This is a genomic window from Novacetimonas hansenii JCM 7643, from assembly GCF_000964405.1.
GTDB lineage: Bacteria > Pseudomonadota > Alphaproteobacteria > Acetobacterales > Acetobacteraceae > Novacetimonas > Novacetimonas hansenii.
Genome location: NZ_BANE01000004.1, coordinates 1 through 14,917 on the forward strand (window position 1 = coordinate 1; position 14,917 = coordinate 14,917).

At 54.7% G+C, this 14,917-nt stretch carries 10 protein-coding genes; 7 read left to right on the forward strand and 3 right to left on the reverse strand.

The genetic code is table 11. The annotated features are described in order from the left end of the window. Nucleotides 1-912: 912 nt before the first annotated feature. Together B7G66_RS00120 and B7G66_RS00125 are read right to left on the reverse strand one after the other, a co-directional pair. Nucleotides 913-2,298 carry a sensor histidine kinase gene (locus B7G66_RS00120; protein ID WP_040510747.1) on the reverse strand — a complete coding sequence of 462 codons (1,386 nt, stop codon included), beginning with the start codon at nucleotides 2,296-2,298 and terminating at the stop codon, nucleotides 913-915. 4 nt (nucleotides 2,299-2,302) lie between these two features. Next, a complete protein-coding gene (locus tag B7G66_RS00125) occupies nucleotides 2,303-3,013 on the reverse strand; it encodes a response regulator transcription factor (protein WP_040510749.1) in 711 nt (236 codons plus the stop codon). A gap of 459 nt (nucleotides 3,014-3,472) precedes the next feature. Here B7G66_RS00125 and B7G66_RS00130 point away from each other — a divergent pair, with 459 nt between their 5' ends. Then, the gene (locus B7G66_RS00130; protein WP_237700304.1) at nucleotides 3,473-4,825 is read left to right on the forward strand and encodes a carbohydrate porin; all 1,353 of its coding nucleotides are present in this window, start codon (nucleotides 3,473-3,475) and stop codon (nucleotides 4,823-4,825) included. A 100-nt stretch (nucleotides 4,826-4,925) separates the two neighbouring features. Here the strand turns inward: B7G66_RS00130 and B7G66_RS00135 are convergent, their stop codons facing one another. Further along, on the reverse strand, nucleotides 4,926-6,464 hold the full coding sequence (locus B7G66_RS00135; RefSeq protein WP_048858741.1) for a carbohydrate porin: 1,539 nt from the start codon (nucleotides 6,462-6,464) through the stop codon (nucleotides 4,926-4,928). A gap of 417 nt (nucleotides 6,465-6,881) precedes the next feature. Between B7G66_RS00135 and B7G66_RS00145 the strand changes: the two genes are divergently transcribed. The 6 genes from B7G66_RS00145 to B7G66_RS00170 all read left to right on the forward strand — a co-directional run bounded on the left by B7G66_RS00145 (nucleotide 6,882) and on the right by B7G66_RS00170 (nucleotide 14,870). Then, nucleotides 6,882-7,364, forward strand: coding sequence for a hypothetical protein (locus B7G66_RS00145; protein ID WP_040510751.1), 483 nt, complete (start codon nucleotides 6,882-6,884; stop codon nucleotides 7,362-7,364). 79 nt (nucleotides 7,365-7,443) lie between these two features. Next, nucleotides 7,444-8,625 (forward strand): TolC family protein, encoded by a 1,182-nt coding sequence (locus tag B7G66_RS00150; RefSeq protein ID WP_247067728.1) that lies wholly within the window; start codon nucleotides 7,444-7,446, stop codon nucleotides 8,623-8,625. Next, a complete protein-coding gene (locus B7G66_RS00155; protein ID WP_003619610.1) occupies nucleotides 8,622-9,773 on the forward strand; it encodes an efflux RND transporter periplasmic adaptor subunit in 1,152 nt (383 codons plus the stop codon). Before B7G66_RS00150 ends, B7G66_RS00155 begins: the two co-directional genes overlap by 4 nt. After that, the gene (locus tag B7G66_RS00160; RefSeq protein ID WP_003619611.1) at nucleotides 9,773-12,847 is read left to right on the forward strand and encodes an efflux RND transporter permease subunit; all 3,075 of its coding nucleotides are present in this window, start codon (nucleotides 9,773-9,775) and stop codon (nucleotides 12,845-12,847) included. The genes B7G66_RS00155 and B7G66_RS00160 overlap by 1 nt, the downstream gene beginning before the upstream one ends. Further along, nucleotides 12,847-13,518 carry a response regulator transcription factor gene (locus tag B7G66_RS00165; RefSeq protein ID WP_003619612.1) on the forward strand — a complete coding sequence of 224 codons (672 nt, stop codon included), beginning with the start codon at nucleotides 12,847-12,849 and terminating at the stop codon, nucleotides 13,516-13,518. The genes B7G66_RS00160 and B7G66_RS00165 overlap by 1 nt, the downstream gene beginning before the upstream one ends. Beyond that, complete coding sequence (locus B7G66_RS00170) at nucleotides 13,515-14,870, forward strand: sensor histidine kinase (RefSeq protein WP_003619613.1); 1,356 nt, start codon at nucleotides 13,515-13,517, stop codon at nucleotides 14,868-14,870. Before B7G66_RS00165 ends, B7G66_RS00170 begins: the two co-directional genes overlap by 4 nt. The last annotated feature ends 47 nt before the right edge of the window (nucleotides 14,871-14,917 follow it).

The following is a 14,917-nucleotide window of genomic DNA, read 5'->3' on the forward strand; positions in this document are numbered from 1 at the left end:
TGAAAAGGGGAAAGATCATCAGAACCTTGCAGATGTCGGTCATTATGATTGAATCCTTTTGTTGGAACCAATCGCAAGAGGAAGGTGCATTAACTGTTTTGCCGTATTGTGCAAAAAATTATAATTGCGATCATTGGTCGATAAAATACGCGGGAAGACAGTAAAAAATATTCCGTCATTTTACGCACTTCCCCGGTCGATATTGAGTTGTATCCTGTATAGAAATATCAACGCAATCATGAATATTCTGGCTTGTTCGGGACAGGATGACTGTTACCCGACAGGAAGAAAACATTCCATCTGGCTTCATGCAGACAAAGAGCAAGAGAATATTATTATCAGGAGCATTATTTTTTTTTATATACGTGAAAATTCCACCTGAATTATTTGTTGCCAATTTTATGTCCTGCGTGGATATGCTGGGTTCCTGAATGTGTCATATATATCCTACGTTCTAAAGAATAATTAGGAAATTTTTAAAAACTTCCTTTATTAAAATATAAAAAATCATGCAGGCGTGTATGAAATAATCCCAATATTGGGATTATTTTAGAAAGCAGACCCGAAGGAAAAAACTTAATAAAATCAGGGTAATGGATTCAGATCCGATGTCGGATGGTTCCTGTTATTGGTAATCTGTTCAGGACTGATGCCCATTGGTAAAAAATATGTATCAAATGGGACAATTTTCGTGGATTATGATTTCTCTGATAGGATTTTGTTTCGGTTCTGGCACATGAAATAATCCATTCATCAAGTGCGGTATGTCGTATTTTTTATCACCGTATCCTGATCTTTGGCATTGAATGGACTGAAACGCGATATATTTCATAATAAAAGAACATATTTTCATTGTATTTTATAAATTGGTAATTTTTAATGCATTTTGTTCTGAATGTTGGGGTATATTTTTTATTTACGTATATCTACAGGAAGCATGACAATACATCTCAGGCTAGGATTATTGTCGGACAGGGTGATGGTGCCTTTGTGAAGCTGAATGATGGCTTTTACCATGCTCAGCCCAAGGCCATTGCCGTCATGTGTGCGGCTTGTATCCAGGCGGACAAAGCGGTCGAACACATGGTGCATGGCCCCCAGTGGAATGCCGGGGCCGTTATCCGCGATTTCCACGCAGATCTTGTTATCCAGTGTCTGGATGCTGGCTGTTATCATGGTTTTTTCTGGTGTATGGCGCATGGCATTTTCAATCAGATTGGAAAAAGCCTGCCGCAGGAGAACGGGATGGCCCATGATGGTTGGGCAGGCATCCATGACTTTGGTAATCAATTCCTGACCACGATCTTCCATAACTGGACGATAGGGATCAAGAACTGATTCCAGTAATTGGTCTGGATCAAGCAATTCCAGTTCATCATTCCATGCGCCCGATTCAAGCTGAGCCAGTTTTAGCAATGAAGAAAATATTTCCAGTGCGGCATCCAGGTCATCGATTGCAAACCCGACCTGCTCACGCATTGTATCGGCGGGAACATGTTCCAAAATGGCGCATTCCAGATTCTGACGCATACGTGACAAAGGGCGACGCATATCATGAGCAATATCATTGGATACCTGTCGCAGACTAACAATCAGTGCTTCATTTCGATCAAGCATCGCATTGAGGCTTTCCGAAAGGTGATCCAGTTCATCATGCGTTCCCCGCAGCGGAATGCGGCGTGACATATCACCCTGCATGATGCTGCGTGCAGCCATGCTTGTGGTTTCGATCCATTTCAGGATTATACTGCTAAGAAAAAGTCCCCCCGCAATCCCGATCAGGCCGAATCCTGCAATCTCCCACAGGAGCGTTGTCCATAAGTCATGTTGCAGATGCGTCAGGGAGGATGCATCTATACCAACGAAGTAATACCCACCATCGTTGAGGATGTAACCAACCCCATAAACAATATTCTGATTCGTTTCCATGGGAAGTCGATGGGCCCATGACAGCCAGCGTTCGCCAGGAACGGGGCGCAGGTGCAGCATATTGCCAGCGACAATATTCTGTCCTGGCCCCTGAAGCAGATAATGAAAACCGGGTTCATGTTGCACCAACCCCCTTACAACCGGGAGAAGGTGGGGAACATCGGCAATCAGGGCATCTGCAAATGTTTCATATCCTTCGTTTTGTACCTGCTGTCGTATTTCCTGACGCAGGGCAGCCTGACTGTAAAGGCCGGACATAACTGTCATGATCGTGCCGCCCAATATGAAAAGGCAGGCAAATAGTGTCACGATACGAAATGAGGCGCTGGCGATGATGCGGCGTATCTCTATAATACCAAATCTAGGCATCCTGTTAAAGTGCATCCTCAGGCGGCGTCATGATATAGCCACGGCCTTTTACTGTGTGGATGACGGGCGCCGCATTCCGCCCCAGTTTTTCGCGCAGGCGACTAAGGTGGGTTTCCACGATGTTGGTGCGGACGGGAAAATCCATGTTCCATACGTATTTCAGCAGCGTCTGACGCGAAAGAACAGTGCGTGGATTGCGCATAAAAAATTCCAGAAGGTTCATTTCCTGCGGCTGTAGCAGAACTTTCCTGCCATTTCGTGTAACGGAACGCGCAAGCAGATCCAGTTCGATATCTGCTATACGAATAAGCAGCGCATGATGGGTCAGTCTGGTACGCCGCAGAAGTACCTGAATGCGTGCTGCAAGTTCCCGCACGGCGAATGGCTTGACCATATAATCATCCGCTCCCTGTCGCAGACCGCCGACGCGGCTGGGAACACTATCCATGGTTGTAAGAAAAATAATCGGCGTTGCCATGCCATCCCCGCGCAAACGGGTCAGGATGGACAGGCCATCCATTCCCGGCAGCATCCTGTCCAGAAGAATAACATCCCATCGGCATTGCTGCGCCAGGCGCAGTCCTTCATGTCCATCTGACGCTGTATGAACGACGATATTTTCAGGCAACAGCCCTTCGCTGACGTAACGGGTCGTATTTTGGTCATCCTCCACAAGCAGGACATGTACTGGGGATTCCTGATTACGAGAGTTCATTTGATGACTTCACTGTGTGATTAGGTTAAAAAGCAATGCATCATGGGTATTCAGCCGGGTGGAATGCGTATTGTCATCAATATTTCAAGAATTAAGGCAGGTGTTGATGAAGCGGCCTATGTCATGGTTGGGTATGATGCCGGATAACAGGATATCAGGGCATAAAGATTGAGCATGAGAACGAATTGAATTTCATATATAATATATGGGGTTGCCATGGAGAACAAGATTGCGCCTGGCATATTGGGGCTTTTTCATAAAGAGAATATTGACTGATAATGATGGGGAGAGAATATATTATAGAAAATTAAGTGGTTGAAATAACATATTTTTTGCAAATGCTCCCTTTGGGTGGCTGTAGTTCAGGACGGTCAGGGTTGATATTTCAGGGAGTGACATTTATAAAATAATGAATATTGTGAAATATATTATATTTATATCTGAGTGTGCATAAATAAATTGTCGTATATATGGAAAATCAGGCTCTTTCGTTTATTGCCATATATAATGACTCTCGCGATGATGACTTCCTCCGCATATGCACAAACGGTTCCCATCAGCGTATTAAGCGCAGGTGTTACGCCGCAACAGAATATCCCTGATCATATTGACCCGCATACCCATCTTTCGGGTGACTGGGGTGGATTGCGGAACTGGCTGCTCAGGCAGGGGGTTGATATCCGCATATCCGATACGAACGAATTATGGTCTGATCCTGTGGGGGGCGCGCAGGCATCAAATAACTATATTGGCTCCACGGCCATTGAAATGGTGACGGATCTGCATCTGTTGACAGGTCTGCCGTTGGGAACGTTCGATATCAGTGCCATGGAGATTCGTGGACGACCATTCAGTAATGTCCCTTTGTATGTTTTTAACCAGACCTCGAATATCGAAGCTGATGATAACGGTCGATTATATGAATTATGGTACAGCCAGAAATTCATGGGGGAACGACTGGCATTCCGTATTGGCAAGCTGGACCTTGGGCATGATTTCATGGTCAGCAGCGTTGGACTGAATTTCCTGAATGCTTCCTTTTCCTGGCCCATCATGCCTGATAATGACCTGTATGATCAGGGGCCTGTATCACCCGTGACGACGCCGGCGATACGGCTGCGCTATACCCTGTCTCCACGATGGAATTTTTTGGTTGCGGCTGCTGATGATAATCCCATTGGTGCCCCTTTCATTAATGTAAGGGACCCGTGGAATCAGAACCGCGATCCCGGCGGGACACGATTTAATTTCGATACAGGTGCGCTTTTCTTTGGGGAGATGCAATACCGGCGGGACATATTGGGGCGGGCAGGTACATATAAAATTGGTGGTTATTTTGATACCGGTCGATTTCCAGATCAGGCTGATTTTACAAAAAGCCATAAAACAAACTGGGCCATTTATGCCCTTGGCGATCAGACCCTGCAGCATTTGGGCAGAGTGACGGAACTCGATGCTTTCATCCGTGGGAACTGGACTGCGGATAGGGACCGCAACCAGATTGTTTATGCGGTTGATGGGGGAATGGTTCTGAAGGGACCGTTTCAACGTGAAGGCGATGTCGTGGGGCTTGGAGCCGGCCTGGGCGCGGCTAGCCCCGATCTGGCACGGGCTGACCGGCGTTCCGGCCAACCCGCACAGGGAACCGAATATCATCTGGAACTGACCTATCAAATCCAGGTTACGCCATGGTTCATGCTTCAGCCTGATATTCAGGGTATCGTGTCACCCAGTGGCGGTATTCTCGATAGTAAGGGCCTGCGTGTGCATGACGAAGCTATTTTCGGGCTACACAGCAGTGTAACATTCTGAAGCAACGGAAAATGCAGGCATTTCCTGTTGCTGTCCTGCGTGACATGTACCAGGAAAACCCGGTTCGTGTGCATGCATCATCACGTTTGATCTTATCCAGTTAGAAGTTAACGTTTGTATGCAGGCCGAAAACGGCTTCGTTTCCGATGGCGCGTGCTGGATGGGATGGGTCGCCCGCACCGCCCATGGGGTGCAGGACATACTGAAAATCAGGTTGCACAACCATCCATGGCATGACCTGAGCCTGATAGGTCAGTTCAAGATGGTTTTCATTCCCTTGCACTATTGTGCCGCGCATGCGGTCATAGGCGCGTAATCCCGATGTCGCCCGGCCCATCCCCCAACCGAACCCCAAGGTGTCATTGACCCTGTTGGGAAAGGGGGCCTTCAGATTCAGACCTGCATCAATGGCGAAGCTTATGGCATTGCGATCGCCACGATTTCCCGTCGCCCGTACAAATATACCCAACGAGCGTGATGCATCAGGGGCAGGGCGCCAGATCAACTGATCTATTATTCCGTAAATCAGCCAGTTCCCCCGATCCTGTCGCGGTGTGCCACCATCTGTGCCAAGAGATTGCCCCTGCGTGTTGTAACGGTAATCTGGAAATCGTCCTGTGTCGTAATAGCCACCAAGCTTATAGATGCCGGGCAAGCCGGACTGCCTGCTGGTCAGTCCGCGGTCACCAGATTGTGGATTCAGGGCATATTGAAGTTCAGTTATCAGCAAGGCGCCGGTCCCCATACTAAACCGGGTACCGTTGTTATCAATCACTGTCTGGCTTATGGCGATGCTCTGATTTGCGTTCGGGCGCGGAGATGAACTGTTCGATGGATTGTTGTCAGTTTCTGACGGATTGTCATCTGCTGCCGCAAACATGACCGTATAGTTCCCTTTGGGTCGATAGCGCAGACGGATCGCAGGTGAGGCGAGGGGCCATGAAGGGCCACCACCGTAAAGGTTGACCGATGGTCCCATCGGCCAGCCGAAATTGGCATTCAGATAAAGGGCTGCGTAATCACTGATCAGGAATTCCGTGTCGAGATCCTGCTGACCTAGCTTGATATCCAGCGCGCCCCGTAGAAAGGATTGCTGGTACCACAGCTCAAACAGGCGGGTGGAGCGGCCAGCTTCAAATCCGCTGATGGGATTGAAATCGGCCAGACGGTCCTGGGTAATGGGGCGTCCCCGAATCTGCAGGGCGCTTATGTTGAAAGTTCCCCCCTTCAGGCCCATCAGTTTTTCCAGATCTGCCGTCAGTGTTGGCATGGTCACGCCGATATAGGCCGGACCAGTGTCCGATCCCCTGCCATTGCCATTGCCACTGCTGCTGGCAATCCCGCCCGTAATATTACCCCATAGCTCGTTTGTATCCTGAATGTTCAAGGCTATGCCATAGCGGCCTAGCCATGGGCGCAGCCCCCCGACGGTCCCAAGCAGGTTACTGCCCCCACCATAGGGGGTGTCGCGATTCTGGCTGTTGGTGAGTGTATCGACCTGCCACGAATTACGTGCGGTTGCCGGGTCGATCTGTGCCAGGAACGGCACAGATCGACCAAGCATGGCCTGTCCGTCCATGAGGGGAGTTTGGGTATAACCGGTATCGGGGGCGAAAGCGAAGAAACCTGCGACAAGCATGCCATGACATAGCCAATGGAAATATCCAGGACTGGAAACTTCTGGTATTTTGCAGGATGTCAGTTCGCATACTTGCAAGTGATTCTCATATTCTTATGCAAAAATATTGCAACCAAAGACGTTATTATACAGACAGAACATCCTGCGCAATATGACGTTTTTGCTAAATTTTAAATAATTGAACGGCTTTTATTATTTATTATTTTCAAATATAATAAAAATAAACTTAAAAATTATTTTTTTTTGAAGAATGTATATATTCCGAAATATTGTTGCGCGGTTGTCTTCTTGTGCGATGCCGCCGTGCCATGTCTTGCGCCTGTTCAGGTTCGCGTCATGTTGGCCTGTTATACGATCAATGGCCACCGGTTCGGTGGTCTGGACAGATCGTATCACGGAAGGCTGGGCATATAAATCATGCAATGGATGGTACGTTACGGGCTGCCGGTCCTGATGATGATCAGCATGTGTGGTTGTGTCGCCCATGCCGAAACGGCGGCGGATACGGACGATATATGCCGCAATGTGGAACAGGGTGTGCGCCTGCATGTTGATGGTGCCTATGGCGGTTATCCACATTCTGTCCTGCGCGATGCGGTGCTGGACAGCGTAACCTGCCCATCAGGTGAAGGGGAATTGCGTGCGTTTCATCGCATTGCCACGCCGCCACCTCACATGAGGATCGCAGTAACGCGCCCCATGGGACAGGGGCAGCAGGGATCGCTGTCTGTCATGCTGTTTTCCCAGGGGCGTTTCGTCATCGGGGAACGGATGTCGCTTTCGGTGTTTTCGCGCAGCCAGTCTCCTTTTTCAGTGAAGGCAGATATCAACCTAGCGACGACACGCCTGTGGAACGACTTTGCCGCACGGATCGAACGTGGTGGGCCTGTTATTCCATGATGGAAGGGAACTGACAGGCCCAATGCGTCCAAAGCTGTTTATAGCCGCGGTTTTTTCCGTCATATGGGCCAATCCCGTGATGGCGATGCCGGGACCTGACACATCATTTCATGAAGCAGTCAGCATGGCCTGGGCCATAGATCCTGTCCGTACGGAATTGCAGGTTGGGCACCATTCTGCCCGTGCCCGCGCCAACGCGGCGGGGTCATGGTTTGCAGGTGGCCCGACCCTGTCGGGTGAATATATGGATGACCATATGCTGGGCAGTAATGAAGGATACACAACCTATCAGGGTGGTGTGTCTGTGCCGCTATGGTTGCCCGGCCAGGGAAGTGCCACGCAAAAGGTCGCAAACGCGGAAGCTGCATCTCTGGACGAACAGCTCAATGTTGAACATATGGCGTTGTCCATTCGCGTGCTTGATGCTGGTGCCGCGGTTCTGATGGCGCGTGCCCGGGTGGATGTCGCCCATACATTGTACGATGCGACGGCCCGCATGGCTGGCAGCGCCACACGTGCAGTACATGGCGGCGAACTGGCCTCTGTCGATGGGCAGATGGCACAGGCTGCCATGGAAAATGCCCGTAATGAACTGGCACTGGCGCAGGAGGAGGCCGCGAATGCAGCCGCTTCTCTGGAGGTGTTGCTCGGCCATCCGGCGGTGCCGGATCTGGGTCGTTATGGGGGGGACGATGTTGCGCATGCCCGTTTCATCGCACCACGTGACATGGAAGATAACGATCCCCGTATCAAGGTGGCACACCGTAATGTGGAGGCCGCAGAGGCCAACATGAAGCTGGCGCGTCGCTCGTTCATGCCCAACCCTGAAATCGGCGTCGATGCGATCCATGAAAAGCAGTACGGCAGCCCGTGGGATGACCGTGTGGGACTGAATTTCAGTATCCCCCTGCCCAGTGAGGTCCGTAATACCCCCATCATGTCCGAAGCCCGCAACCGGCTGGCCACGGCCAGCAGTCAGGAAATACAGGCGCGACGTATGATACATCTGGAGATGACGCGGGTGCGTGAACGCCTGATTGCCGCCACCACGGCACGGCGGGCAACGCAGCTTGCCGCAGAAAACATGGAAAAGCGTGCGGCAGCGCAGGAACGGGCCTGGCGCGTGGGGGAAAGCGGCCTGGACATCGCACTTCAGGCCCGCCAGGCCGCCGCCAATACCCGACTGGTCAGTCAGAGGGCAGAGGTAGAGTGGCATGTCGCCACCATCCGTATGTTGATTGCAACTGGTGTGATGCCATGAAGCATCTGCCGACTGCCCTGCTGTTTGTGGGCCTGTCCTGCATGTCGGCGCACGCTGAACAGGTGGCGTTGCCACCGGTTGTGAAACTGGATGCCGCAGCCGTGCCCAATGAAGGCATCAGCGTCGTTCTGGCCGTGTCCGGCACGATTGCCGCCACGCAACCCGTCATAAGCCGGGTCATGCCCGACACGGCACGGGTTGTGCATATTCACCCCGCCGGAACAGGCAAGGTGCTGACCATTCTTGTGCAACCGGGAAGCGTTGTGCATCGCGGGCAGGCGCTGCTGCGTTATCAGGATCACTCCTTGCATGTCGCGCGCCTGCAGGCGGTTCAGATGCGCGCGGCACTTGCGGCTGCCATCGCGGCCCGTGCCGATGCGGCAGGTGCGGTGCAGCGCGCAAGGGCGCTGGTGGGTGAAAGCGTATCCATGGCCGAACTGCGCCGCAGGCAGGATGCGCTGGCGCAGGCGGATGCAACCCTGCGTGCCCGTCAGGCGGATGTTGGCACACTGGGCCATCGTTTTGCGGAGGAGTTCAATTCTTCTTCCGAGCAGGGCGGCCAGAGCGGGGAGGACGAGACCTCGACCCTGATTTCCCCAGTTGATGGCATGGTACAGGCGATTGGTACATCCGTGGCGGGCGATGTGGACCCCACCATTGATGTGGCCACGGTCGCGGATCTGTCCATTGTGTGGCTCGTCTCCGACATCCCTCCTGACCAGGCCGTCAGGGTCGCACCGGGGGGGCAGCAGGTAACACAGGTGGCAGGTCGTCCTCTGCTCTCCCATATTGATACGGTCGATGGCATGGCCAGCCCGTTGACGGGGCTGGTCCGGGTTATCAGCAATGTAGCCAATCCTACAGGCGTGCTGGTTCCCGGTATGGTGCTGGATGCCACGTTGGCACAGCATGACGCTGTGACGGGCATTATCGTTCCATCAGAGGCGGTTCAGCGGATTAACGGGCAAAACGTCGTGTTCGTGCGCATGGACCAGACCGATTACCGACCCGCCGTGGTCGATGTCGCGTTAGATGACGGAACGCAGGCCGTGCTGCGGTCCGGCCTGAAGGCGGGGGAGACTGTCGTGGGGCATGGCAGTTTCGCCCTGCGGTCGGTCATCGGTCTTGCCGGGATGGATGCGGACTGATGGCGCGCAGATACCTTGAGGCCCTGTTACAGGCACGTATGCTGGTTCTGGGGGGGCTGGGCCTGGTGCTGGCGGCAGGCATCATGGCGGTGTCAGGCCTGCCGGTGGAGGCCGTGCCCGACATTTCGCCAAAGCAGGTGCTTGTCTCGGTCGTGGCGCCCGGCCTTGCGACGGAGGAAGTGGAAAAACTCATCACCTTCCCCGTGGAGGCCAGCATGACCGGGATTCCCGGCATGACCGACCTGCGCTCAGTCTCCCGCGGGGGGGTATCGGTGGTGTATGTGCAGTTCGCAGATGAAACCGATATCAATCTTGACCGCACCCGTGTGAACGAGCGCATACAGCAGGCGCGTGCGAACATATCCGTACCAGGCATTAGCGTCAGCATGGGACCGCTGGCGACCGGCATGGGTGAGATCATGCAGTTCCAGATCCGTGGTCCGGGGCGTTCGCTTATGGAACTCAACCGCATCATGAACTGGACCGTGGTGCCGCAGATGCGTCTTGTTCCCGGTGTGGTGGATGTCAATGTCAATGGTGGGGCGGAAGAAACCTATCAGGTGACATTGGACCCTGCGCGGTTGATTGGCGGCAACCTGTCGCTGGGCGAGGTTTATCGCGCGGTGGATGCCGCCAATGCGGCGTCCGGTGGTGGATGGATCACGCATCATGCCGAACAGCAGAGCGTGGTCGGACGTGGGCTGGTCGGCAGTCTTGCGGATTTCGGCAACATTGCCGTGCGAACCAACGCCGATGGTTCCGTCGTGCGGTTACGTGATCTCGGACGCATCACCACGGCCCCCCGTACCCGGCTGGGTGCTGTCACACGCGATGGGCAGGGGGAGATTGTGATCGGTGTGGTGATGATGGAAAGCGGGGCCAGTTCCAATGCCACCCTGGCCGCGATAGGGCGCGCCCTGCCGGGTATCAGGCAGGCGTTGCCCGCAGGTGTGACGCTGGACCCCTATTACACGCGCGCCACCCTTACGGGACAGACCATCGCCACTGTTCGCGACAATCTGCTGATGGGGGCGGTACTGGTGGTGGGGGTGCTGGTGGTGGTGATCGGCAGTTGGCAGGCGGCACTGGTCATTGCCTCGGTCATTCCAGTGGCGCTTGTCTGCGCTATGGCTGGCATGCGGCAGTTTGGCATCTCGGCCAACCTGCTCAGCCTTGGCGCCATTGATTTTGGCATGATCGTCGATGGTTCACTTGTTGTGATCGAACATGTCCTGTCGCGGCGCGAGGAGGAGCCGGAGGCGCAATTCGTCCCATTGGTGGTTTCGTCCGTGCAGCAGGTCATGCGCCCGGTCGGGTTCGCCATACTTGTCATCATCATGGTCTACTTGCCCATCCTGACATTGCAGGGGATTGAGGGACATATGTTCCGTCCCATGGCACAGACGGTCATCATGGCGCTGCTTGCATCGTTGGCGTACTGCTTCGTCTGTATCCCCGTGCTGGCCGCCCTTGCGCTGGGGGGCGTGCGGCCTGTGGGCGATACACGGCTGATTGCGTGGCTCCGCCGGCCCTATACCCATATGGTGACATGGGGGGAGATGCATCCACGTATCCTGTTTGGCGGCACGATTGCGGTCCTGGTTATGTCAGCATTGCTGGCCACACGATTGGGGGGGGAGTTCATACCCCAGCTTGACGAAGGTGCGCTGGCGGTTACGACGACGCGGCTTCCCTCGGCTTCGCTCGATACCGTGTTGGTGTCGGTCACGAAGCAGGAGCAGATCCTGCGTCGGTTTCCCGAAGTCCGCTCCGTGGTCAGCAATACTGGCACATCGGCCATCCCGACCGATCCTATGGGCGTGAACGAAACCGATAGCTTCATCTTTCTCAACCCGCCTGCCACCTGGAAAACCGCCCGCACGCAGGCGGGGCTTGTGGCGGCGATGGACGATGCCCTGCGGCGTGAACTGCCCGATGCGCTCTATTCATGGAGCCAGCCGGTCCAGATGCGTATGGATGATCTGCTGTCAGGCGTGCGTACCCAGATTGCTGTGTCGATCTTTGGCGATGATCTTGCCACGCTGGCTGATCTGGGTGATCGGGTGGTGGCCGCCATGTCGGGTGTAAAGGGGGCGGCGGACGTGGCGGCGGCGGGTGATGGCACCGTGCCGCTGATCGTGGCTGATATAGACCGTACACAGGCTGCCAGCCGGAATGTGGCGATACAGGACATCCTGGATACGGTGGAGGCGATCGGGGGACACATTGGCGCAAGGCCGGTGATCGTCGATAACGCCATCATCAGCACACAGGTCCGCCTTGATCCCCATGCCGCCCGGTCTGCATCGGCGATTGGCGCGCTGCAGGTCCGGCGGATGGACGGGCAGGGGAATGTGCTGCTCTCCCAGGTGGCGCATGTGCATGAAGTCGATGGACCGCCGCGCATAAGTCGCGACCGGGTGCGCCGGCGGATGGTGGTGCAGGCCAACGTGCGTGGGCGGGATCTTGCCTCCTACGTGGCTGAAGCACAGGCCCGCGTGGCACGGGATGTGAAGTTGCCCGCAGGCTATACGATGCAGTGGGATGGGCAGTTCCGTAACCTGCAATCGGCGGTACTGCGGTTGGAAATCGTGTTGCCGATTGCACTGTGCCTGATTTTTGCACTGCTGGTGGTGGCCTTTGGTGCAGTACGGCCCGCATTGCTGGTGTTTGTCAACCTGCCGGTGGCGGCAACCGGCGGTATTGTGGCACTGACATTGCGCGGCCTGCCGTTCAGCATTTCGGCCGGGATTGGTTTTATTGCGCTGTTTGGTGTGGCCATCCTTAACGGTGTGGTGCTGGTCAGTGAGATCGCGGCCCTGCGGGGGCAGGGGATGGCTGTGGTACAGGCGGCGTTCGCGGCTGCGGAATCCCGTTTCCGTCCCGTCATGGCGACGGCGCTGGTGGCAAGCCTTGGCTTTTTTCCCATGGCGTTTTCCGAAAGCGCAGGGGCTGAGGTCGAGCGTCCATTGGCCAGTGTGGTTATTGGTGGGCTGGTGACATCTACGGTGCTTACGCTTCTGGTGTTGCCATCGCTCTATGCACGGGTCATGCGGGAAAAGGTTCAGGGTTGATGCGTATTCTTATCGTCGAAGATGAACATGATCTTGGGGCGGCGGTGCAGGAGCGCGTGCGGCTTGATGGGCATGCGGTTGACTGGTTCATGACATTGGAGGACGCACGCGCGGCGATTGCGACCGTAGATTATGATTTCATGCTGCTTGACCTTGGCCTGCCGGATGGAAACGGGCGTGACCTGCTGCGTGACATCCGCAGGACGTCATCCGATATCGCCATCCTGATCACCACTGCGGAAGACCAGATCAGTGACCGCATTGCCGGCCTGTCCGAAGGCGCAGATGATTATATCGTCAAACCCTATGACCTCAATGAACTTGTGGCCCGCATTGCGGCCGTGGCGCGGCGTTATGCCGCCCCGCGTCAACGGGGGCATTGCCGTATTGGCGAGATTGCAATTGATCGGGAAAGCCGTTCTGTATCGCGCGATGGGCGGGTGCTGGATCTGACCGCACGTGAGTGGGCGATCATGGAACTGCTATCGCGCAATCCTGGCCGGATCTATTCACGCCAACAGATTGATACGGTCCTGTATGCACTGGATCAGGACGTGGAGAGCAACACGGTCGAAGTGTTCATAAGCCGCCTTCGTCGCAAAGTGGGCAATACGACCATTCGTACGATACGTGGTCGGGGGTACTGCCTGGGTGAAAAGGGCAACCAATGAAACGTTGGAGCCTGTCGACACGAATCGTCAGCGGCGTACTGCTGGTCGTCATACTGGGTCTGCTGTTGCTGAGTGCCGCTGTAGGCGGGTTCACCCGCTATGAGGTGACTGAACGGCTGGACAACTCGCTTCAGGAGGTTGCCGAACGTCTTCAGGCGGCTGTGGCCACTCGGTCGCATGATTTGAGTAATGGTTCTTCCATCGCCTGGCTGCCGGAAGTTGGCCCGCGTACGTTGGCCTATCAGGTGATGGATGGATCCGGTCACGTCGTACTGCGTTCGCAAAATGCGCCGCAGGACCCCTTTGTCAGAGGAGGGCAAACCGGCTTTGCGAATGTGCCGCATTTCCGCGTTTACATGGCAGCTCCCATTACTGGGCAATATCGTGTCATCGTGGGGGAGCCAATGTTTCATCGGCGGGAAGCCATGCGGCGGGCGATGCTGATTTCCATTGTCCCGATGGTGGTTTTCCTGCCCGTTATCTGGTGGCTGGTACGCCTGATCGTGCGTCGCGCCATGCGCCCGCTGGACCGGTTGCATGACGAAATGCGTGCACGCGGCAGTGGCAATCTGCAACCTATTCCACCGCTTGATCTGCCTATCGAACTGATTTCCATACAAAGTGCGGTTAATACATTGCTGGCACGGCTGGAAACGGCCCTGTCTACCGAACGGGCTTTTGCCGCAAGTGCCGCGCATGAACTGCGCAATCCGCTTGCCGCTCTTCTGGCACAGGTGCAGATGATGGGACGGGTCCTGCCCGCTGGGTCTGAAGCAGGTAAAAGGGTGGATATCATTGTTGACCGTACCCGCCATCTGGGACGGACAGTAGAAAAATTACTCCAGTTTTCGCGTGCTTCTGCCGGTGTTGCTTTTCGGCGTGACCGTTTTGACCTGTTGTCGGTGCTGCATGTACTGGTGGACGATCTGGAACATAACCTGTCCGATGGCCGGAGGCTTGTCCTGACGACAAATGGCATTGGCCATGTGTTCGTTCGCGGGGATATGGACGCAACAGGCATCCTGATACGCAACCTGCTTGAAAACGCATTACTGCATGGCAATCCCGCTGCACCCGTGGTGGTCGTGGTTGGTCCTGATGGTAGTATTGATATCGCCAATGACTGTACCGCTCTTGCGCCGGATACCCTGGCACGACTGACAAGCCCGTTCGTGCGGGGCAGTACCGTGGCCCATGGCAGCGGGCTTGGCCTGGCCATTGCCAGCAATATCGCCGGGCAGATGGATGCCAGCCTGCTATTGTTCTCGCCCCTTGCCGGTTCAGCACGGGGGCTTCGGGTTTCCTTACGTTTTCCCAATGCAGAGGTCATGACCATTCCTGATGATATGTGAAGGGATCGCGTTCAGGTTCGCGTCATGTTTGCAAGATAAGGTTGTCG